Origin of the sequence: Lysinibacillus sp. 54212, from assembly GCF_036662795.1 — a bacterium.
Taxonomy (GTDB): Bacteria; Bacillota; Bacilli; order Bacillales_A; family Planococcaceae; genus Lysinibacillus_B.
Window position 1 is genome coordinate 43,521 of sequence record NZ_JBAFWZ010000016.1, and the last position, 22,502, is coordinate 66,022.

Sequence of the window (22,502 nt, forward strand, 5' to 3'; positions counted from 1 at the left end):
GATTAAACCATTTTGATGAATATCGATCTTCATTAATGATCCATTAAAGTATATTGCTCCTGCGGTGGTCGCATCATCATGTCACCATCCTCGTCGCAAAGGGACCGTCTCAAAATGTTTTTTCAGACGGTCCCTTTGTTGATTTAAGTGGAGCCAGCGTGATCAACATCGTGTTGGTCTTTGAAGCAATGGAAATCAGGCTTAAGTTATGATGAATTTCCGTTTTCTAACACTTTACTACAAACACGCTTCAATACTAGGATTTTTTTGATACCCAACACACCTAATATTTTTCATTCAAAAAAAGCCCCGTGCACTTATATGCACGAGACTCATCTTTAAAAATTAAACCATATGGTCAGAACCGAAGAAGTTCTTGAACATTTGAACTGTTGCTGCACGGTTAAGTGAAGCGATAGATGTTGTTAAAGGAATACCTTTTGGACAAGCAGCTACACAGTTTTGTGAGTTACCACAGTTTGCAAGACCACCGTCACCCATAATTGCAGCTAAACGCTCATCTTTGTTCATTGCACCAGTTGGGTGAGTGTTGAATAAACGTACTTGTGATAATGGAGCTGGACCGATGAATGAAGCTTTTTCAGACACGTTTGGACATGCTTCCATACATACACCACAAGTCATACATTTTGATAATTCGTAAGCCCATTGACGTTTGCGCTCTGGCATACGTGGACCTTCACCTAAATCGTAAGTACCATCGATTGGAACCCATGCCTTCACTTTTTTCAGTGCATTAAACATACGGCTACGGTCAACCTGTAAGTCACGTACAACTGGGAAAGTTTTCATTGGCTCTAAGCGAATTGGTTGCGTTAATTTATCTACTAAGGCTGAACATGATTGTTGTGGACGTCCATTGATTACCATTGAACATGCACCACAAACTTCTTCAAGACAGTTCATATCCCAAGTTACAGGTGTTGTCTTTTTACCATCTGCAGTTTCAGGGTATTTTTGAATATGCATTAACGCTGAGATTACGTTCATACCCGGACGGTAAGGAACTTTGAATTTCTCCCAACGTGTAGCACCATTTTCTGTATCTTGACGAAGGATTTCAATATCAACCATTCTTCCTGTGTTTGCAGTTTCCATTGATTATATCCCCCTTAAGATGAGTAGTCACGTTTACGTGGTGGAATTAACGAAACGTCTACTTCTCCATATGTGATAATTGGCTCGCCCGTAGCTGGGTCGAATTTCGCCATCGTTGTTTTTAAGAACTTCTCATCATCACGTTCTGGGAACTCTGGCTTATAGTGAGCACCACGAGATTCGTCACGTAGTAAAGCACCTTTTGTCATAACCTTAGCAAGGTATAACATGTTCTTTAACTGACGCGTGAAGTGGGCACCTTGGTTAGACCATTTTTGTGTATCGTTAATGTCGATATTTTCCCAACGCTCTTGAAGTTCAGTTAATTTTTCGTACGTTTTTTCTAGGCGATCATTATGACGTACTACAGTCATGTTGTCAGTCATCCATTCGCCAAGCTCTTTGTGTAATAAGTATGCGTTTTCAGTTCCATCCATGTTAAGGATAGCTTCCCATTTCTCAGTCTCTTCTTTTACGCGAGCTTCGAAGATTGATTCTGGTAAGTCTTCCGCATGCTTTTTAAGGCCTTTGATGTATTTAACAGCGTTTGGTCCTGCAACCATACCACCGTAAATAGCTGATAATAATGAGTTCGCACCTAGACGGTTAGCACCGTGCTGTGAGTAATCACATTCACCAGCAGCAAATAGACCAGGAATTTCAGTCATTTGATCATAATCAACCCATAATCCACCCATTGAATAGTGAACGGCTGGGAATATTTTCATCGGTAATTTACGTGGGTCATCTCCTACGAATTTTTCGTAGATTTCGATAATACCACCTAGTTTGATGTCTAGCTCATGTGGATCTTTATGAGAAAGATCTAGATATACCATGTTTTCGCCGTTAATACCAAGCTTTTGGTTAACACATACGTCGAAAATCTCACGAGTTGCGATATCACGTGGAACAAGGTTACCGTAAGCAGGGTATTTTTCTTCTAAGAAGTACCAAGGCTTACCGTCTTTATAAGTCCATACTCGTCCACCTTCACCACGAGCAGATTCTGACATTAGACGGTTTTTGTCGTCTCCAGGAATCGCTGTAGGGTGAATTTGAATCATCTCACCATTTGCATACGTTGCACCTTGTTGGTACACGATAGATGCTGCAGAACCAGTGTTGATTACTGAGTTTGTTGTTTTACCGAAGATAATACCAGGACCACCAGTAGCCATGATTACTGCATCACCACGGAACGCGCGGATTTCTTCAGTTTTTAAATCTTGCGCTACGATACCGCGGCAAATGCCCTCGTCATCAAGCACAGCACCCAGGAACTCCCAGTGCTCATATTTTGTTACTAAACCAGCTACTTCGTGTGCACGAACTTGCTCGTCTAGTGCGTATAATAATTGTTGACCAGTTGTTGCACCCGAGAATGCTGTACGGTGCATCAGCGTACCACCGAAACGACGGAAGTCAAGTAGTCCTTCTGGTGTACGGTTAAACATAACTCCCATACGGTCCATTAAGTGAATAATACCAGGGGCTGCATCACACATACCCTTTACTGGTGGTTGGTTTGCTAAGAAGTCGCCACCATAAACTGTATCGTCAAAGTGGATCCATGGAGAATCCCCTTCACCTTTTGTATTTACTGCACCATTAATTCCGCCCTGCGCACAAACAGAGTGTGAACGCTTTACTGGAACTAATGAGAATAATTCAACCGCAGTACCATCTTCAGCTGCTTTAATTGTTGCCATTAAGCCTGCTAAGCCGCCACCAACAACAATTACTTTGCTCTTTGCCATGATTGATTCTCACTCCTCTAACATTGCTTTATCTATCCATTTCGAACACTTAATGTTGCAAGTTTATTCACTAATTAATTGCAACTTGTTTATACTACGAACGCTAAAATTGCTGCTACGCCGACAATCGAAAGCACTACGAAGAATGCCATTGTAATATATGTAGCAATTTTTTGTGATTGTTTTGACTGAGTAATACCCCAGCTTACTAAGAACGACCATAAACCGTTTGCTAAGTGGAATGTTGCAGATAAGATACCTACGATATAGAAAATTAAGAATCCAGGATTATCTACAATTTCAGCCATCATATCAAAGTTAACTTCAGCTCCAAGCGCCTTTTGAACACGCGTTTGGAAAATGTGCCATGCTACGAAGATAACTAGGAAAATCCCAGTCATACGTTGTAGACGGAACATCCAGTTACGGAAAGTACCGAAGCGCTGTGTGTTGTGCGTTGCAGTAAATGCAATGTAGATTCCGTAAAATGCATGGAACATTAATGGTATATAAATAATTACCCATTCCATTAGTAACAATAATGAGTGAGGAACTAATTCCATCATTCCTGTAGCATTATTGTAAGCTTCTTCACCACCAACTGCAGTGAAGTTCAGTGATAAGTGGAACACCAAGAACAAACCTACTGGAATTACACCAAGTAAAGAATGTAAGCGGCGCCATAAAAACTCACGATCTTTCGACAAGATTGTTACCCCCCTTAGTACTTAAAATATGCTTTTCTCTTTGTCAATACTTTGTAACCGTTAGGTGATTGACTGCATATTTCATCATGGTACAATATTATGACATGTCCATTGTACTCTCAAGAAGTACAAGCGTCAAGGCACTGAGGATTATTTAAGGACCACTAAAAACGTACATTTTCGCTGCTTAAAACACGTTTTTTCTAAAACGTGTCATTCCATATGGGAATAAATCTAAAAAATAAGAAAATTCTAGAAAGAGGTTAATAGAATGAATGAAGATAAGATGAAAGCGATTCCAATATTCGGCTATGAAATTATTCGGGATCATGTCCTTTCTTCCATACTGGGTAAACATGAAAATGATGTATTATACTGGGCTGGGAAAGAGCTAGCTCGCAAGTTTCCGTTATTTTCTATAGAAGAAGCAAATTCTTTTTTTGAACAAGCCGGCTGGGGATCCTTATCGTTAGAAAAGGAACAGAAGGATAGTGCAATTTACGTATTAGAGACTGACCAAAATATACTAAAAACAAATCAGCGTTGTTTTAGACTTGAAGCAGGTTTTTTGGCAGAGCAAACTCAAAAACTAAATGGCTTTTTAACAGAATGCTATGATGAAGTGAACGGTAAACAAAACAAAGTTTCATTCACTGTAAAATGGGATTTAAAAGAGAGAATTCTCGCAAAATAAACGTGTAAATCGTAATTAATTAATAAATCACTATCTTCAACAATGTATCGTAATTTTACATTCTAAAACATTCATAGATTCTTACAAAGGATATAGTCGTCTGATTAGTTTTAAACTGACTCAGACGACTTATTTTTTGCCCCGAAGATTTACAATTATGGCCTATACACGGCCACTACACACTTATATTTAATTCATCATATAAAGCGTTTGCAGCTTTCATCATATCCTCTTGAGCAACGACTACCGATATTTGATCGTCCGATCCTGAAGCTGTTTTCACTAGAATCTCTTCCTTTTCAAGACGGGTAAAAATGGAGCTCGTAACATCGGGCATTGAAATAGTTTCTGTCCCTAGTATTGTGATCTTCGCTAAGCCAACTTCAAAATCTGCAAAACTAAAGCCTAGCGATGCTTTAGTTGCCTCTAGCACACGAAGAGCCTCAGGGAATGCTTCCTTGGCGATTGAAAATGAAATCTTAGAATTTTCACCGTCTATATTCTTTTCAACACCACTATCTACATCGATCCCTTGTCTAGTAAGCTCGTTAAAAATTTCTTCTACTAATGCCTCTTTAAAATTATTGTATCCTACCGTAATTTGAATAATATCTGATTCATACTGAACACTTTGCACACTTGATTCCCGTTTCATTTCAACACTCCCCTTTAAGAAAAAAAAGGCAGCTTCTCACACATGTGAAAAGCCGCCTCAAAAACGAATCTAAAATTAGTTGTCGAGATAGCTCTCCAGAATACATCATTCTGACAGTTCTACATTTCTTAAACGTAAAACCAGCAAAGGACAGGAACAAGCTGTCGTTCACTTCGGCGGTTTCCCCTTTCCAATATGGTCATAGGAGTTGTTCCCCCTCACAAATTGTACTCTTGAAGCCCGCGCCTCTATCTAAAAATATTGAATTATTATTGTAAAGATAGCATAATGCTAGTCGTTTTTCAACGTTTCTTTCTGAAAATAGCCATAAATCGAAAGAGCCAGTTTATTTGGGATACCTGCCTCTAGTAATTGTTCGATGGATGCTTCTCTAATTTTCTTCACGGAGCCGAAATGCTTAAGAAGCTGTTGTTTCCGTTTAGGTCCAATACCTTCAATTTCATCAAGTACCGATGTAATCGCATTTGTTTGCTGCTGCTGACGTAAAAAAGTGATGGCAAAACGATGGACCTCATCCTGAATTCGTTGTAACAAATAAAATCCATCACTAGTGCGTTTCATTTCAATCGGTGCGGGAGGATCTCCGAAAAGTAATTGTGATGTTTTATGCTTAGCGTCCTTTGCTAAGCCAGCAATCGGAATATATAAACCAAGCTCATCTTCTATCACTTCACGTGCAACCTCCATTTGGCCTTTACCACCATCGATAATAATTAAATCTGGCAGCGGCAAATTTTCACGGAGCACTCGTGAATAGCGTCTTCTAACCACTTCCTGCATTGCACCATAATCATCGTGCTTGGCTGCCTCTCGAGTTTTATATTTTCTATACTCTTTTTTGGCAGGCTTACCATCTATAAACACGACCATTGCAGAAACCGGATCCGCGCCGTGCATATGGCTATTATCAAAGGCTTCTATACGAAGTGGTACTGCGATATTTAATGCCTCTCCTAACGCTTCACAAGCCCCCACTGTTCTCTCTTCCTGACGCTCGATTAACTGGAATTTTTCATGAATTGCAATCCGGGCATTTTTAATTGCCATTTCAACGAGCTCTTTCTTTGAGCCACGCTTTGGAATCCTTACCTGCACATGAAGTAGCTTTTCCAATAGTGCTTCATCAACGGTTGCTGGAATTAAAACCTCTTTTGGCTTTATATGCTGTGGTGACTCGTAAAAGCGTCCGACAAAGGTTAAAAATTCCTCGTCTGGATCCTGGTAAATTGGGAAAATGGATACATCTCGCTCAATTAGCTTACCTTGGCGGACAAAAAACACTTGTACACACATCCAGCCCTTGTCTACTGCATAGCCAAAAACGTCTCGATTGGATAGGTCTCCCGTTACAATTTTTTGCTTTTGCATGACCGTTTCAATATGGTTAATTTGATCACGGAACTCCTTTGCTCGTTCAAACTCAAGCTTCTCAGCTGCCTCTAGCATTTTTGCCTCTAAATCGTGCTTTACGTCCTCATAGCCGCCGTTTAAAAATTTAACAATGTCTTCTATCATATCGTCGAATATTTCCTTTTCAATATCCTTTACACAGGGCGCTAAGCATTGCCCAAGATGATAGTATAAGCACACTTGGTTCGGGAGCTTCGCACACTTTCGTAATGGATATAGGCGGTCAAGCAGCTTTCTCGTTTCATTCGCTGCAAAAACATTTGGATACGGTCCAAAATATCGTGCCTTATCCTTTTTCACTTTCCGAGTCGTTAATATACGAGGATACTTTTCATTTGTTATTTTAATATACGGATACGTTTTATCGTCAGTTAGCATAACGTTATATTTCGGATCATGCAGCTTGATTAAGTTTAACTCTAATATGAGGGCCTCTAAATTACTAGAAGTTACGATATACTCAAAGTCCTCAATTTCACTAACAAGCCTTGCCGTTTTCCCATTATGACTGCCTGTAAAATAAGAGCGCACACGATTTTTTAAAACTTTCGCCTTCCCAACATAAATAATTGTTCCTTGACGATCCTTCATTAAATAACAGCCGGGCTCATCCGGTAAAATTGATAACTTATTTTTTATAGTGTTGTTCATCCTATCACCTAAAATTTTTGTCCTATAGTGCTATTATATAGTGGTCAAGCGAAAAAATACGAATTAAAAAACCGAGCACACTGACTGTACTCGGTCCCTGTTAAAATTATTTGTTATCGTTAATGAAATCGATTAACGCTTCTTTTGGCATGAAGCCAGCTGTTTTTGCCTTTAGCTCACCATCAACGAATAAAAGTAATGATGGAATAGACATGATTTGATACTCGGCTGCTGTGCCTTGGTTATTATCAACATCAACTTTTACGATTTTTACGTCGTTTCCGATTGCTGCATCCACCTCTTCAAGAACTGGAGCAATCATTTTACATGGTCCGCACCATGCAGCCCAGAAGTCTACAAGAACAACGCCGTTTGCGATTTCTTGTTGGAAGTTTGAATCAGTACCTTGTACAATTGCCATAATAAATAGCCTCCTTAAACTAACATCTGATTGTAGTATAGCATGATAACATTTGGATTGAGTATTATTATGCTCACGGTGTGTTAATTATAAGGAAATGAGGTCTTATTATGAAAAAATTACATTATAATTGGATTAGTGAATGTTGATTTCCTTTACAATTTAATTTGCTCTTTTGTGAAAGGCGTAGCCGCCAGTTACACTCGCCGCTCTACGTTACGTGTACTTTGCCAAAAATAATTCTGAGTAAAACATTTTTCTAAATGTTGATCCTCATTAATTATCCATTCGTGACCAACGTCGTGTAGCTGACGCTTCGCTTTCGCTACACAAAACATCTGTTGTCCTCTGGCACAACGGAAATCAACCCCTTAGTTATAGTGAAATGCTTTTGTTAGTATAGCCGTTGACTGTTGCAAGGCACGAAACTCCTACCCATAAGAAAAACCGCCTCTTATTAGAGACGGTTTTGAATATTATGCATTTACTTTTAACGCTTTGAATTCTTCGATTAGCATTGGAATAACCTCGAATAGGTCGCCAACAATACCGTAATCAGCTACTTTAAAGATGTTTGCTTCTGGATCTTTATTAATCGCTACGATCACTTTAGAGTTTGACATACCAGCTAAATGTTGAATGGCACCTGAAATACCTGCTGCAATATATAGGTCTGGTGTAACAACTTTACCTGTTTGGCCGATTTGTAGTGAGTAATCACAGTATTCTGCATCACATGCACCACGAGAAGCACCTACTGCACCACCTAGTAAATTAGCAAGCTCTTTTAATGGCTCGAAGCCTTCTTCAGACTTCACACCACGACCACCAGCTACAACTACTTTCGCTTCAGAAAGGTCTACACCGTCTGTTGACTTACGTACAACCTCTTTAATAATTGTACGTAAATTTGTGATATCTACTGAGATTGCAGCAACATCACCTGAACGACCCCCGTCCTTTGCAAGAGGAGCAATATTATTCGGACGAATTGTCACAAATACAATACCATCTTTAACTTTTACTTTTTCAAACGCCTTACCAGAATAGATTGGACGAATGAAAATTGCCGAGTCACCAGCACCTTCAATTTCTGTTACATCAGAAATTAAGCCTGATTGTAATTTAGAAGCAATTTTCGGTGATAAATCTTTTCCTAAAGCTGTATGACCGAATACGATTCCTTCTGGGTTTTCACTCTCAACAACAGCCATAAATGCTTGACTAAAGCCATCAGATGTATAGGATTTTAAATGTGGATGCTCCACTGTTACAACGCGGTCTGCACCGTATCCGATTAATTCGCTTGCCACACCTGCAATACCGTCACCAATTAATACACCTACTACCTCGCCACCATCAGCAATTAGTTTACCAGCAGCGATTGCTTCAAATGAAACGTTACGTAGGCTTCCTTCACGAACTTCAGCTAATACTAACACTTTTTTTGACATAGATTAACCCTCCATTACCGTCTTCGTTTGTTTTAGATTACTTTTGCTTCTGAGTGAAGTAGGTTGACTAACTCTTTTACTTGGTCAGCTAACTCACCTTCTAATACACGACCAGCTGCTTTTTGTGGTGGTAAGTAGATTTCAACTGTTTCTACCTTTACCTCAACATCGTCCTCGTCGATATCTAAATCATCAAGCTCTAGCTCTTCTAACGGCTTTTTCTTCGCCTTCATAATTCCTGGTAAAGAAGGGTAGCGTGGTTCGTTTAACCCTTGCTGAGCCGTTACTAGAAGCGGTAATGAAGTTTCAAGCACTTCTGAATCCCCTTCAATATCACGAACGATCTTCACTGTTTCTCCATCGATTTCAAGAGAAGTAATAGTCGTTACGTAGTTAATGCCTAGTAGGTCTGCTAATCGTGGACCAACTTGACCCGATCCACCATCGATTGCAACGTTACCAGCTAGGATTAAATCTGCTTCTTTATCCTTTAAATATTGGGCTAAAATAAATGATGCCGAATATTGGTCTAGTTCATCTAAATCATCTTCTGTATTAATTAATACTGCTTCATCTGCCCCCATAGCTAATGCTGTACGCAATTGCTTTTCAGCATCCTCGCCGCCGATTGTAACTACTGTTACTTTACCGCCATGCGCATCACGTTTTTGAATCGCTTCTTCAATTGCATATTCATCATAAGGGTTGATGATGAATTCAGCACCATCTTCTTGAATTTTTCCATTTGATACAACAATCTTCTCTTCTGTGTCAAACGTACGCTTTACTAATACAAAAATATTCATTTTACTGACCTCCTGAAAGCTGATTTATTTACCTTTAAAGACTGGCTCACGTTTTTCGATAAATGCTCTAATACCTTCTTTTGCATCCTCTGATACGAATACAGATCCGAAGCTTTCCGCCTCTGCCGCCACACCTTCATAGAAGGATGCTGGCTTAGAATATTGCAGCATATGTATGGCTGCTTTTAATGCAACTGGACTTTTCTTTGCCATTTTTTTTGCGATTTCTAATGTTTTAGGTAGGAGCTCTTCATCGTTATAGGCACGATTCGCTAAGCCCCATTGCACGGCTTCCTTACCTGATATAGGATCGCTAGTAAACATCATTTCTGCTGCTTTTGCAACCCCTACATAACGTGGTAAACGTTGTGTACCTGCAAAGCCAGGAATAAGACCTAGCTGAAGCTCTGGTAAACCAAGCTTAGCATTTTCAGTTACAAAGCGCATATGACAGCTCATTGCAAGCTCTAATCCTCCACCGAGTGCAGCACCATGAATAGCTGCAAGTACAGGTTTTGAGAACGTTTCCAAACGTTCAAATACGTCCTGCCCATTTTTAGCTAATCTAGCAAACTCTTCACCTGTAGAAACTTCAGTAAACTCTTTAATATCCGCTCCTGCTGAGAAGAATCGACCTTCACCGTGAAGGACTATTACACGAACAGCTTCATCATGCTCTACGGCATCTAATAGTGCACTTACTTCTGCAATCATCCCTCGTGATAAGGCATTTGCTGGTGGGCGCTGAATTGTAACTACAGCTACACCTTCTTCAACTTTCCAACTAAGAAACTCCATTCTCCCACTCTCCCCTTAAGCTTTTAACCCATTTAGCAGTTGCTGTTGCACTTTCGGTGTTAACTCGACTAAATCATAACGATATTCATTCATTACCCAAGAAGTCGTAATTTCATCGACTGTACCGAATACCATTTGACGGGCAAGTCGAACATCCATTGTTGGGTTAAATTCACCTGAAAGCATTCCCTCAATTAGAATTTCATCTAACAGCTTCAAATATTCTTTTAGAATAGCGTTAATTTTCAATCTAATTTCCTTATTTGATTGCCTAAGTTCTAATTGGGTAACGGTCGCTAAATGTCGATCTTTAGATAATACTTGAAAATGGTTTTCGATCATCTGACAAAGTTTTTCAGATGAGCTATTTCCATTTTTTATTATTTCCTGTAAATTGTCCACAAAAACGGCCATTTTTTCTTGAAAAACTGAAATTAATATATCTTCCTTGTTTTTAAAGTATAAATAGATTGTTCCGTCAGCGACACCAGCCTGCTTTGCGATTTTCGATACTTGTGCCTGATGATACCCATTTTCAGCTATTGCAACGACAGCAGCATCGATAATCTGTTTATATTTGGGTTTATTTCGTTTCACGTTGTTCACCACCAAAAAAATATAAAAACATGAATGACTATTCATTCATGTTTTTATATTATATTTTGTTCACGTTTCTGTCAATAGATTACTTAGGTTATTACGCTTCTTTCTCACTATTAGACATTTTCGCTTTTTCTTCATCGATTAGTGTACGGCGCAAAATTTTTCCTACAGCTGTTTTTGGCAGCTCATCTCGGAATTCATAAAACCTCGGTACTTTATAAGAGGCTAAACTTTGACGACAATAAGCATTTAATTCACTTTCTGTTGCTGTATGTCCTTCTTTTAATACAATATATGCTTTAACTGTTTCACCACGATAAGGATCTGGAATCCCCGCAACAACACATTCCTGAATTGCATCATGCTCGTATAATACTTCTTCTACTTCACGAGGATAGATATTAAAGCCTCCTGCAATAATCATATCTTTTTTACGATCCACTACATAAAAGTAACCATTTTCGTCCATATAGCCTAAATCCCCTGTTAGGAACCAGCCATCAAAAAATGTCATAGCTGTGTCTTCTGGTCGATTCCAGTAGCCCTTCATCACTTGCGGCCCCTTAATCGCGATTTCACCTATTTCTCCTATAGCAAGAGGTTCAGATTCACCTGAACGTAAAATCACTGCATCCGTATTTGGCCAAGGTACACCGATCGAGCCTATTATGCGTTCATCCCAAATAAAGTTTGAATGAGTGACTGGTGAAGTTTCTGTTAAGCCGTAGCCTTCAACAAGTTTTCCACCTGTAATTTCTTCAAATTTTTCCTGTACCTCAACTGGTAGTGGAGCAGATCCACTTAAGCATGCTTTAATAGAGGATAGATCGTATTTTGCGAGGTCTGGATGATTTAATAAACCAATGTACATTGTTGGTGCGCCAGGAAACAACGTAGGCTTTTGTTTATCAATCGCTTTTAGAGCCTGCTCTACATCAAATTTTGGCAGCAGAATCATGCGCCCTCTTTTCATAATAGATAAAACAAGAACGGTTGTCATCCCGTATACATGGAAAAATGGTAACATACCAAGAATCGACTCTTTACCATCTTCACATTTGTACATCCAAGCATCACACATCATGGAGTTTGCAATTAAATTTTTATGCGTTAGCATAACACCTTTCGGGAAGCCTGTTGTACCACCTGTATATTGTAATAGGGCAATATCCTCTTCAAAATCAAACGGTACATCTATCTCCTTCAATGGCGCTGAACGGATGATTTCTGTGAACAAATGATTTATCCCACTATGCTCTACTTTTACACTAAAGCCATATTGCTTCTTTTGAATAAATGGATAAACTAAGTTTTTTGGGAACGGTAAATAATCTTTAATACCAGTAACAATGACGTTTTCAATTTTCGTTTCATTTAGCACTTTCATGACACGTGGATATAAAATATCCATTACTAGTATAACTTTGGCGCCAGAATCAGCCATTTGATATTGTAGCTCTCGTTCGGTGTAAAGTGGATTTGTTTGAACAACGATTCCTCCAGCATATAAAGTACCATAGTAGGCAATTACAGATTGAGGACAGTTTGGTAGCATAATAGCTACACGGTCTCCCTTCTCTATACCTAACTTACGCAAATAATTGGCAAATTTTAATGAGGAATCGTACAGTTCTTTGTACGTCATATCTTTGCCCATAAAATGAATTGCTACTTTATTTGGGTCTGATTTAAATGCATCTGTTAAAAATTGCTGCACTGGAATACTTGGAAACTCCAATGTATGAGGAATCTCCTCTGGATACTTTTGCAACCAAACTTTTTCTGTCATTATTCTCGCCCCTCCACTTCAAACTTTTAAATATTCTAATTATTTAATAATTATAATAGAAAAAGAAATCAGTTTCAAACATTTTTTACAATTTATTTCTATTTTCGCTCGAATATGACCGTTTTTTCTTCAATTCATTATAAAATGAATAACTATTCATTATAGAGTCATTTATAGATATCTAAATTTATTGCAGCAATTTATTATTTTAATGTAACAAAAAAACTAGCAGATGATTTTTCACCTACTAGTTTTTTATTATGCTATCTTTAAAAAAATATACGTCCTGTCATCAAGTAATATACACCGATCACAAAAAAAAGAATACAAACGACAATTAATATTTTCGATAACTTTTCCATTTTATCTCTCCTACGAAATACTTGCCCCGATAACGAAGGATAATCCTACTGAAATCGTAAACGAAATTAATCCTACTGAACGATTATCCATTTCAATTTCTTCATCCACCTTAAATCGTGGAGTTAAAAATTCAAATAGTATATATGCAAAAATAAGTAAGACAAATCCAAAAGATCCCCACGCAAGCATTTCAGTTAGTGATGTATGCTGTTCAATAGAATAGCGGAAAATATTGCATACCCCCAATATTTTTCCGCCAGTTGCTAAAGCGACCGATACATTCCCATTTTTAATTTCTTCCCAATTCTTATATTTCGTAACAATTTCAAATACTACCATCGAAACGATTAAACATAGAATGACGACACTGAAATATCCTGCTGTTTCAACTAGAGGGTGTTGCCAAAATGTTGAACCTAGCATCGTTTTCTCCCCTTTTATTTCAATTCTACTACAGTGACACCAAATCCACCTTCACCGGCTTCCCCGTAACGGAAGGATTTTACTCGCTTATGGCCTTTTAAAAATGATTGAATTCCTTGGCGTAGTGCACCAGTACCCTTACCATGAATAATTGAAACACGAGGATAATTTGCTAATAATGCATCATCTAAATACTTTTCTGTACGAAGAAGAGCATCCTCATAGCGCTCACCACGTAAATCGAGCTCCAGCTTCACATGGCTGTTACGATTTTTAACATTCGCCATCGTTCGTGTAACAGGCTCTTTTTCTGGCTTGATATATTGCAGATCGGACTCTTCAAGCTTCATTTTTAGTATCCCGATTCCAACAACCCATTCATGCGCACTCACTTTTTCAAGAATTGTTCCTTTTTGTCCATAGCTTAATACCTTTACTTCATCGCCCACCTTTAAATTTTGGGCACGTTCACGCTGGGCAACTGCCTTTTGCAGTACTTTATTTTCTTTCGGTGCGGCTTCATCCAAACGCTTTTTCGCATCAATTAGCTCATGCTCCTTAACCGCCTGGCTTGCATTTTTACGCATTTCACGAAGCTCCGCAATAATTTTTTCTGACTCTCGCTTTGCTTCGTCAACAATTTTGCGCGCTTTGTCCTTTGCTTTTTTCTCTAACTGCTCTTTTTTGTCCTCATACGCTCGTAAACGCTCTTCAAGCCCAGCACGTAACGCTTGTGCCTCTTGAAGTAGAGCATGTGCCTCGTCTGCCTCTTTTTCAGATCGTAAACGACTTTCCTCAAGTGACGCAATCATGGATTCTACCTCATGACGGTCTGTTCCTGTAAAGGATTTCGCTTGATCAATAATACTTGAGGAGAGTCCTAAACGCTTTGAAATTTCAAATGCATTAGAGCGTCCAGGTACACCAATTAGTAAACGATACGTTGGACTTAATGTCTCGACATCAAATTCTACACTTGCATTCACAACACTCGGGCGATTGTAGCCATAAGCCTTGAGCTCAGGATAATGTGTTGTTGCCATCACACGTGCACCACGACCAACAACTTCATCTAATATTGAGATGGCAAGAGCTGCTCCTTCCTGAGGATCTGTTCCAGCGCCAAGCTCATCAAATAGCACAAGTGACCCCTCATCAAATTTTGCTAATATATCAACAATATTCACCATATGTGAGGAGAAGGTAGATAACGATTGCTCGATCGACTGCTCATCCCCAATATCAGCAAAAATTTGCTGGAAGACGGCCAGCTCAGAGCCATCAAGCGCAGGTACTGGCAAACCAGCCTGTGCCATTAAAGTACATAGGCCAACCGTTTTTAATGTGACCGTTTTACCACCTGTATTTGGTCCGGTAATCACAATCGCTGTAATTTCACGTCCAAATTCAATCGTGTTCGGAACAGCTTCTTCTATTGATAACAGTGGATGGCGGGCTCGAACTAGTCGTGTATAGCCCTCGTTGTTCATTTTTGGCATTGTACATTTATTGGCTTGTCCATATTTTGCTTTTGCTAAAATAACATCGATTTCGCCTAATAAGCCAACAAGAACAAATAAATCATGTGCTACCTCTTGCACTTTCACAGAAAGCTCGAGAAGAATTCGTTCTATTTCAGCCTGTTCCTTTACCTTTAACCGTTGGACTTCATTATTTGCCTGCACAACAGCATCTGGTTCAATAAATAGCGTTTGACCTGATGACGATTGGTCGTGAACAATGCCACCATAATGGCCGCGATACTCTTGTTTAACCGGAATAACAAACCGATCGTTACGAATCGTAATAATGGCATCCGAGAGCATTTTCGCGGCATTCGAGCCACGTATTAGGCTTTCTAGCTTTTGGCGAACTTTCGCCTCCTCTGCACGTAGCGATTGGCGAATCGACCGAAGTGCTGTACTTGCTGAATCAAGCACTCCTCCGTTCTCATCGATGCAATCGTTAATTTCATGCTGCAGCGGGGTTAAGACAGGCAATTGCTCCTTGCGATCGATAAAATGAGGAATTTCGATTGCTTCCTCCGCCTCTATATCCTCAATAAAATTGCGTAGAATACGGCTAGCTCGGATCGTACTCGATATTTCCATTAATTCCATAGGCGACAGCATACCGCCAATTTGTGCACGTTTCGCATGAGGGCGAATATCAAAGATCCCACCCATTGGTACATTGCCTTTCACTCGTAAAATAGATAGCCCCTCATCCATTTCCTCGAGTAAATCAATTACAGTATTTAACTCTGTTTCAGGAACAAGCTCCTCAATTGCTATTTTCCCAATAGAAGACGTACAAAAGCCTGCTACCTGCAGACGAACCTTATCAAATTCTAGTGTTTTCAATGCTCGTTTTTCGATCATAGAATACACCTCCAAAAATCAATTATTTGTGTTTACGAATAAATGCTTCAAATTGCTCAACATTCCACGTATTAACGACTAACTCTTTTTTCAGCCATGCTTTTTGTGCATATTTTGTTCCAATATCCATAAAACGAAGCTGGTCGATTGCATGAGCATCTGTATTAATGGCAATCGCAACATTTTTCTCCATTGCAAGCTGCAAATGCTCTATACAGAGGTCTAATCGGTACGGATTAGCGTTTAATTCTAATATTTTCCCGTACTCTGCCGCCCATTCAATTAACTGTTGGACATTAGGATTATACCCACCCCGTTGCCCTACAATTCGACCAGTTGGATGGGCAATCATATGCACATTAGGATTTTTTATAGCTGTATATAAACGGTCCATAATTTTTTCCTGAGATTGCGTAAAGCTTGAGTGAATTGACGCAATCACAAAATCAAGCTCCTTTAATACATCGTCAGAAAAATCAAGCGTCCCATCCCGTAAAATGTCCATCTCTGTTCCAGCAAATAATTTAAAATCAGGATGCGCATCGTTAAACGCAAAAATTTCTTGCCGTTGCTTTGCAAGACGCTCGGGTGTTAAACCATTGGCAACCTTTAAATATTGCGAATGATCCGTAATAACCCCATGTGTATAGCCGCGCCCAATTAACGCCTCGCCCATCTCTGAGACTGAATGTGCGCCATCAGACCACGTAGTATGCATGTGTAAATCAGATACAATGTCGCCCAGTTGAACTAAACCATCTAGTTCATTTAATCGATCAAGCTCCCTGCCATTTTCACGAACAGTCGGTGGAATGAACGGTAAATCAAAATGAGCAAAAAAAGCTTCCTCTGTTTCGAATGTTGCAATCGAACCATCCGCCTGCTCTACACCATATTCACTAATTTTTTTCCCTTGAGCCTTGGCAAGCTGACGCATACGCACATTATGATCCTTTGAGCCGGTAAAATGATGCAAGGCCGTAGCATACTCACTAGGATCCACTAATCGAAAGTCGACACTAACTGGCTCCTCTCGATCTAAAATGACCGAAATTTTTGTCTCTCCTGCCGCAACCGTTTCTTGTATAGCTAAAGTAGACAGGAGCACCTCACGTACTGCTTCTGGTGACTCGGTTGCCACGATAAAATCAACATCCTTACTCGTTTCGCTAACTCGACGGAAGCTGCCTGCTACTGAATATTTTTGGACATCTTGTAGGCTAGACAGGAGCTCATTTATCTCAAGAACAACTGGCTCTAGACTCCAAACTGGTAGACGTTCAGCCCGCGCACCAAAAGAAGCCAGCTCCTTTAAGATTTTTTCCTCCGTCTTTGCACCAAAGCCAGCTAACTCTTTGACCTTTCCAGCTTCGCAAGCAGCCTGTAATGTTTCCTGATCTACAATGTCTAGCTCTTGATATAATTTTGCCAGCTTTTTACCTCCTAAGCCCGGCAATTTCATTAGCGGAAGAAGCCCCTTTGGAACAGCCTGCTGGAGTTCCTCTAGTACACTTGATTTACCTTGTTGGATTAACTCTGTAATAACAGCAGCTGTGCCTTTTCCAATTCCTTTAATTGCTGTTATATCGTCTATTTCACTTAAGCTACGATCGTCCACCTCTAACGCCGCAGCTGCTTTTCGAAAGGCAGACACTTTAAAAGGATTTTCTCCTTGTAGCTCTAAATAGAGAGCGATTTTTTCTAACGTGCGGATAATGATTTTTTTATTCATAAGAACGCCTCCTATCAATCTTTACGATGTGCAAAAGCACGAAAAGGGAGTGTCTCAAAATTGCTTTTCAGACACCCCCATTGTTCAATTATTTTGAGTAAATATACCACCAGTTCTGGAATACCGATGTAATTATAGGTGTATGTTCTAATATTAAACCCGTTAAAATGGAATTATCTAATATCGTTTGCAGGCCTTCTACCGGCAACAGTGCCAATACGTATAAGGCAATAAATAATAAGAAGTAAAATTCCACAAAACCTAATAGGGCACCTAATAGTCTATTAATTGAACCTAGTATAGGCAAGTACGTTAAGAAATCAAACATCGAGCCAACAATTTGTAGCGCAATTTTTACTACGAAGAATATTAGGGCAAACGCAATTACACGATAAAACGTACGATCCACGTCTAGGGAATCGAGTACAAGTGTCATCGTCGCATCTTCTGTAAAGCCTGGATAAGGAATCCATAATACAAACTTTTGCGCTAACGGTTTGTAATAAATATATGCTACGATAAGTGCAACTAAAAAACTAAATAAATTAATTGCTTGTACGACAAATCCACGTTTTCCACCAATAAGTAAACTAGCAGCAAAAATGATTAAAATAATAATATCTAACATTGTATTCAACCCTTTAATTTTTTCACTTGCTCTTCAAGTGCTTCAACCTGTTCTTTCAGCTTCAAAAGATCATGTACTGAATTAACAGCGGTTAAAACGGCAAGCTTTGCGCTATCTAATGACGGATTATTCATGCTAATCTCACGCATTTTATCGTCAACCATTGAAGCAACTAATCGCATATGTCCAGTAGACTCTGTTCCTACGATTTTGTATGTGTGACCATAGATTTCTACTGAAATTCGATTTTTTTCTTGTTCAGCCAAAGTGATACCCCCTACAAAGCGTAAGCAATTACAACAATCCTAGCGCGAAAGCCACACATGTATGAAAAGCGGCTCTTATGCTTTTACAAACTAGCTTAACACTATTTTAAGCTCAGATTTTATGTAAAAATTCATATAATCTATCATAACACGAAAAGGTTTCACATGTGAACATTTGAAAAGAGAGGAATCACTATATGTCCAATATTGTTTTACAACTACCCTATGAGGATCAACAAAAAGTACAGGCTTATTATGTTAGTTCTCGTGTAGAACGAAATGCACCAGGGGTTATTTTTGCTGCCAAGCTTCCTGATACAGCCATTACCGTTTATAAATCTGGGAAGGTAATGTTCCAGGGGGCTGGCGCGTCTCGTGAGGCAGCTAAATTTGGTACTGCCATTAGCCAAACAACGAAAACGAACAACACGAAAGGAGATTCCCTGCCGTCTAATTTTTCTTCCCTCTCTGTAATCGGATCTGACGAAACAGGAACAGGCGATTATTTTGGCCCTGTCACTGTAGCAGCTGTTTATGTGCCTGCGGATAAAATAGCGCTCGTAGAAGAGCTGGGCGTAAAGGATTCTAAGCAATTAACGGATGACTATATGCGAAGGATTGCACCTGATTTAATGGAAGTATGTGTGCATAGCATTTTAACACTTCGCAACGATAAATATAATGCGATTCAGGAAAAAGGAAACTCACAGGGCAAAATAAAAGCACTTATGCATAATCAGGCGTTAAAGCATGTGCTTAATAAAATGGCTCCCCAAAAGCCTGACTATATTTTGATTGACCAATTTGCAGAGCGGACTATTTATTATAATCATATAAAAAATGAGGGTGAGATTGTCCGTGAAAATGTGCTCTTCTCCACGAAGGCAGAAAACTTACATGTCGCTGTTGCAACCGCTTCGATATTAGCTCGTTATGCATTCCTAAAGGAAATGGATCGACTAGCGAAGACTGTAGGGTTCCCTCTGCAAAAAGGAGCTAGCGGGAAAGTAGATGAGATGGCAGCAAAAATCTGGCTCAAATACGGTGAAGACACATTACGTTCCATGACAAAATGGCATTTCGCCAATACGCAAAAGGCGAGAAATTTAATGAAGAAAAAACAATAAAAAGTTTCTCACTATAAGTCGGGGTTGCTATATGCACCGCGCAATGCACTCCGAGCGGCGCTTTCCTTGGGCAATGGCTTCAGTCTCCTCGTCGTTCGGTGTGATGAACTTTTCTATGAGAGAGGACCAAGGTTACTAGCCACATTTTTTGAAATACTAGCCAAAAATCCGAAAATACTAGCACAACTTTCAAAATACTAGCCGAAATTTTAAATTTACTAGCCAATGTGAGACGGACCAAAAATAGTACTAGCCTTTCAAGGTGAATACTTGCCAATTTTCCGATTTTATTAGTCATTCTCAACCCAGTCACTACTGCTTATTGCAAATTTGAGGAGGCTCGCCGCTCGCTCACGAAAACCGGTGTGACAGGGCTTGCCCATTTCTACGAAAAAAAGCAGTTTATCCACATCCTGCATCGTTTTCAGAAATATTTTTGACATAAATCACATCCCTTGTTCATATTCAGTTCATATTAGATTGATAGAATGCTTAAATAAAGAGCTTATAAGACAAAATTACTTTCTGGAGGAATTTAATAATGGAACAAAGGTGGAGTATTCGACTTATTCGTTTTGCGGCAATTTTTGGGTTTATCGGAACGTTTATAGGGTCTCAAATGTCTGGAAGTATGGATTATTCCTTACGTCCCATTCATGCTCATATTTTATTAGTTGGCTGGTTATCGGTTTTTGCATGGGGTATTTTTTATAAAGTGTACAGGGTTCGACTGAAAAAGCTCGTTTCTATTCATAGTATTCTAGCGATGTGTGGGGCACTTGGCTTAACAGCGGGGATGTGGATGTATAACATCAATCCATTTAATTTAGGGGAAACATTCGTTACAATCCTATATATCGTAGGTGGCTCATTATTATTACTAGCCTTCCTATTATTTATCGTTGTTACCTTTGCAATTGAACAGGACAAAAAATAACAGTTTAATCGCACTACCATCCTAATAAAGGGGATGTAGTGCGATTATTTTTCGTATTAATGGCAAACTTCGCGAAAAATTACTTGGTTACGCCCGTTTTGTTTTGCATAATATAAAGCCTGATCTGCCGCTTCAAATAATTTCATAAGCGTTGCAGGTGTATGATCTGTATAGCTCACACCAATACTTACATTAAAATGAATCGTGTCCCCTGTTTCACGAATTATAAATTCACTTTTAGCAATCTTTTCTCGTAACCTAATCATATCTAATTCGATTTCTTCTTTCGGATAAGGCATAAAAATAATAAATTCATCCCCTCCATAACGAATTAGCTTCATATCACGCTTTGGCAGCCACTCTAATGCTTTTGATGCAATAAATTTAATCGCTTGATCGCCTACTAAATGACCGAATGCATCATTCACCACTTTAAATTTATCAATATCAAATACAGCTACTGAATAGTGCAGCAATTCCCGATGTTTTTCAATCTCTTCTTCAAAATAGGCTCTACTTTTCGCCCCTGATAGACGATCATGGTGTAAACGTTCAATTACGCCACTTGTAGAAAGCTTCGAAATAATTTCTGTACGCCTCATTTTCTTTTCAAGCGCAATATACCCCTTTAATGCATCAACTAATAAACATTGATAATTATACGCCTGTTCAATTTCTCCGATATCTTTCATCGCCTGCACCCAGCGCTCTAGATCCGGTACAAAGTAAAATTTATCATGGACCATACTATAAGCCTTATCAAAATATTGCTTAGCCTGATCGAGGTTTCCTTGCTGCAGAATGTAAAGACCTTTAATACTCCAATAATTATACTCTTCAACAATAATGGATGAGTGGAGAGCATTTTCCTCGAGTTGCGCTAAAATATTTTCGATATTTTCAAAATCTTTATTAGCATAATAAATATCACATGAATTAATGAAGAATGTGAGGAGCATAATCCGATCATCGTTTTCAATCAGATCCAGATAGGGGGTCACGTTTTCAATTAATGTATAACCTTTTGCGATTTGTCCTTCTTCGTTATAGATGTGCAATAAATTCACAGCAGCCCTTAGTACATGATGATAGTCTTGTGTGGCGACCGCTTCATCATAAATTTTTTCAAAATCTTGAATAGGTGAACGAATGCCCATTAAGTAATGAAATAGTGCTTTAGTTATGGAATAGGCTAATTTTTCACGTTTTTTTGCATAATTTTTAATGTATGGCTCTATAGCAACAAGGTAGTCGTACATTTCTTCAAATCGATGTACCATCACAAGAATTTTTAAAATACCTAAATTCACTTTAATATAATTTTCAAAATCCTCTTCTTGTAAAAAACTTTCACTTAATAATTGAAAAAGATTTTCTGCCTCTAAGTAATCTCCATTTTGCAGTTTTTTAATCGCTTGCTCGTGGTACTTTTGTCGCTCATTTATCGTGAATATATTTTCCACCCAATCACCTACTTTGGAAATATTTAACCTTCATAATACCTAATATTATCATTTTTCTGAAAAATTAAAAGTATTTTCACTTGCAATGTTCACTTTTCTCAGATTATTATTGAATAACTTCTTCACGAAAGGTGGTGATGTATATGACTTATACGGGCTACTTTAACTCAGTGCCAATCAAACATCCATTTACGCATGAAAACGTCCTAGACAATGATGTAGCCTATTTATTTGAGGAGCAATTTGAAGATGAGCATTTCGACCATTTTGATGACAATGATTTCTAAACACAAA

21 protein-coding genes and 1 riboswitch are annotated in these 22,502 nt (G+C 38.9%); of the genes, 4 read left to right on the forward strand and 17 right to left on the reverse strand.

The window, feature by feature from the left end; all coding sequences use genetic code 11:
• Positions 1-345 precede the first annotated feature (345 nt).
• The 3 genes from sdhB to V4T18_RS12300 form a co-directional block, all read right to left on the reverse strand.
• Complete coding sequence (gene sdhB / locus V4T18_RS12290; RefSeq protein WP_332649775.1) at positions 346-1,119, reverse strand: succinate dehydrogenase iron-sulfur subunit; 774 nt, start codon at positions 1,117-1,119, stop codon at positions 346-348.
• A 14-nt stretch (positions 1,120-1,133) separates the two neighbouring features.
• Positions 1,134-2,879, reverse strand: coding sequence for a succinate dehydrogenase flavoprotein subunit (gene sdhA, locus V4T18_RS12295; protein ID WP_332649776.1), 1,746 nt, complete (start codon positions 2,877-2,879; stop codon positions 1,134-1,136).
• A gap of 89 nt (positions 2,880-2,968) precedes the next feature.
• On the reverse strand, positions 2,969-3,586 hold the full coding sequence (locus V4T18_RS12300; RefSeq protein ID WP_332649778.1) for a succinate dehydrogenase cytochrome b558 subunit: 618 nt from the start codon (positions 3,584-3,586) through the stop codon (positions 2,969-2,971).
• Positions 3,587-3,857: 271 nt separating this feature from the next.
• Between V4T18_RS12300 and V4T18_RS12305 the strand changes: the two genes are divergently transcribed.
• Positions 3,858-4,280: a YslB family protein gene (locus V4T18_RS12305; RefSeq protein WP_332649780.1), complete on the forward strand. Its 423-nt coding sequence runs from the start codon at positions 3,858-3,860 to the stop codon at positions 4,278-4,280.
• 175 nt (positions 4,281-4,455) lie between these two features.
• Here V4T18_RS12305 and V4T18_RS12310 read toward each other — a convergent pair whose 3' ends face one another.
• The 13 genes from V4T18_RS12310 to zapA all read right to left on the reverse strand — a co-directional run bounded on the left by V4T18_RS12310 (position 4,456) and on the right by zapA (position 18,681).
• Positions 4,456-4,935 carry an ACT domain-containing protein gene (locus tag V4T18_RS12310; protein WP_332649782.1) on the reverse strand — a complete coding sequence of 160 codons (480 nt, stop codon included), beginning with the start codon at positions 4,933-4,935 and terminating at the stop codon, positions 4,456-4,458.
• Positions 4,936-5,015: 80 nt separating this feature from the next.
• Positions 5,016-5,194, reverse strand: a riboswitch (Lysine riboswitch).
• A gap of 32 nt (positions 5,195-5,226) precedes the next feature.
• Complete coding sequence (gene uvrC, locus V4T18_RS12315) at positions 5,227-7,017, reverse strand: excinuclease ABC subunit UvrC (RefSeq protein WP_332649784.1); 1,791 nt, start codon at positions 7,015-7,017, stop codon at positions 5,227-5,229.
• 106 nt (positions 7,018-7,123) lie between these two features.
• Positions 7,124-7,438: a thioredoxin gene (gene trxA, locus V4T18_RS12320; protein WP_332649786.1), complete on the reverse strand. Its 315-nt coding sequence runs from the start codon at positions 7,436-7,438 to the stop codon at positions 7,124-7,126.
• 476 nt (positions 7,439-7,914) lie between these two features.
• Positions 7,915-8,892 (reverse strand): electron transfer flavoprotein subunit alpha/FixB family protein, encoded by a 978-nt coding sequence (locus V4T18_RS12325; RefSeq protein ID WP_332649787.1) that lies wholly within the window; start codon positions 8,890-8,892, stop codon positions 7,915-7,917.
• A gap of 32 nt (positions 8,893-8,924) precedes the next feature.
• The gene (locus V4T18_RS12330; protein ID WP_332649788.1) at positions 8,925-9,698 is read right to left on the reverse strand and encodes an electron transfer flavoprotein subunit beta/FixA family protein; all 774 of its coding nucleotides are present in this window, start codon (positions 9,696-9,698) and stop codon (positions 8,925-8,927) included.
• Positions 9,699-9,722: 24 nt separating this feature from the next.
• Positions 9,723-10,496, reverse strand: a complete 774-nt coding sequence (locus tag V4T18_RS12335) for an enoyl-CoA hydratase (RefSeq protein WP_332649790.1) — start codon at positions 10,494-10,496, stop codon at positions 9,723-9,725.
• Positions 10,497-10,511: 15 nt separating this feature from the next.
• Positions 10,512-11,093 carry a TetR/AcrR family transcriptional regulator gene (locus tag V4T18_RS12340; RefSeq protein ID WP_332649792.1) on the reverse strand — a complete coding sequence of 194 codons (582 nt, stop codon included), beginning with the start codon at positions 11,091-11,093 and terminating at the stop codon, positions 10,512-10,514.
• A gap of 100 nt (positions 11,094-11,193) precedes the next feature.
• Positions 11,194-12,888, reverse strand: a complete 1,695-nt coding sequence (locus tag V4T18_RS12345; RefSeq protein ID WP_332649794.1) for an AMP-binding protein — start codon at positions 12,886-12,888, stop codon at positions 11,194-11,196.
• Between the two features lie 372 nt (positions 12,889-13,260).
• Positions 13,261-13,674, reverse strand: a complete 414-nt coding sequence (locus V4T18_RS12350) for a DUF350 domain-containing protein (protein ID WP_332649796.1) — start codon at positions 13,672-13,674, stop codon at positions 13,261-13,263.
• A gap of 14 nt (positions 13,675-13,688) precedes the next feature.
• Positions 13,689-16,055, reverse strand: a complete 2,367-nt coding sequence (locus tag V4T18_RS12355) for an endonuclease MutS2 (RefSeq protein ID WP_332649797.1) — start codon at positions 16,053-16,055, stop codon at positions 13,689-13,691.
• Positions 16,056-16,077: 22 nt separating this feature from the next.
• Positions 16,078-17,787 carry a DNA polymerase/3'-5' exonuclease PolX gene (polX, locus tag V4T18_RS12360; RefSeq protein WP_332649798.1) on the reverse strand — a complete coding sequence of 570 codons (1,710 nt, stop codon included), beginning with the start codon at positions 17,785-17,787 and terminating at the stop codon, positions 16,078-16,080.
• An 88-nt stretch (positions 17,788-17,875) separates the two neighbouring features.
• Positions 17,876-18,415 carry a CvpA family protein gene (locus V4T18_RS12365; RefSeq protein ID WP_332649800.1) on the reverse strand — a complete coding sequence of 180 codons (540 nt, stop codon included), beginning with the start codon at positions 18,413-18,415 and terminating at the stop codon, positions 17,876-17,878.
• Positions 18,416-18,420: 5 nt separating this feature from the next.
• Positions 18,421-18,681, reverse strand: a complete 261-nt coding sequence (gene zapA / locus V4T18_RS12370; protein WP_332649801.1) for a cell division protein ZapA — start codon at positions 18,679-18,681, stop codon at positions 18,421-18,423.
• 197 nt (positions 18,682-18,878) lie between these two features.
• Between zapA and rnhC the strand changes: the two genes are divergently transcribed.
• Entirely contained in the window at positions 18,879-19,808 is a 930-nt protein-coding gene (gene rnhC, locus V4T18_RS12375) for a ribonuclease HIII (RefSeq protein ID WP_332649803.1), read from the forward strand.
• 541 nt (positions 19,809-20,349) lie between these two features.
• A complete protein-coding gene (locus V4T18_RS12380) occupies positions 20,350-20,745 on the forward strand; it encodes a hypothetical protein (protein ID WP_332649805.1) in 396 nt (131 codons plus the stop codon).
• Between the two features lie 56 nt (positions 20,746-20,801).
• Here the strand turns inward: V4T18_RS12380 and V4T18_RS12385 are convergent, their stop codons facing one another.
• Positions 20,802-22,208: a GGDEF domain-containing protein gene (locus V4T18_RS12385; protein ID WP_332649806.1), complete on the reverse strand. Its 1,407-nt coding sequence runs from the start codon at positions 22,206-22,208 to the stop codon at positions 20,802-20,804.
• A 143-nt stretch (positions 22,209-22,351) separates the two neighbouring features.
• Here V4T18_RS12385 and V4T18_RS12390 point away from each other — a divergent pair, with 143 nt between their 5' ends.
• On the forward strand, positions 22,352-22,495 hold the full coding sequence (locus tag V4T18_RS12390) for a hypothetical protein (protein ID WP_332649808.1): 144 nt from the start codon (positions 22,352-22,354) through the stop codon (positions 22,493-22,495).
• Positions 22,496-22,502 lie beyond the last annotated feature (7 nt).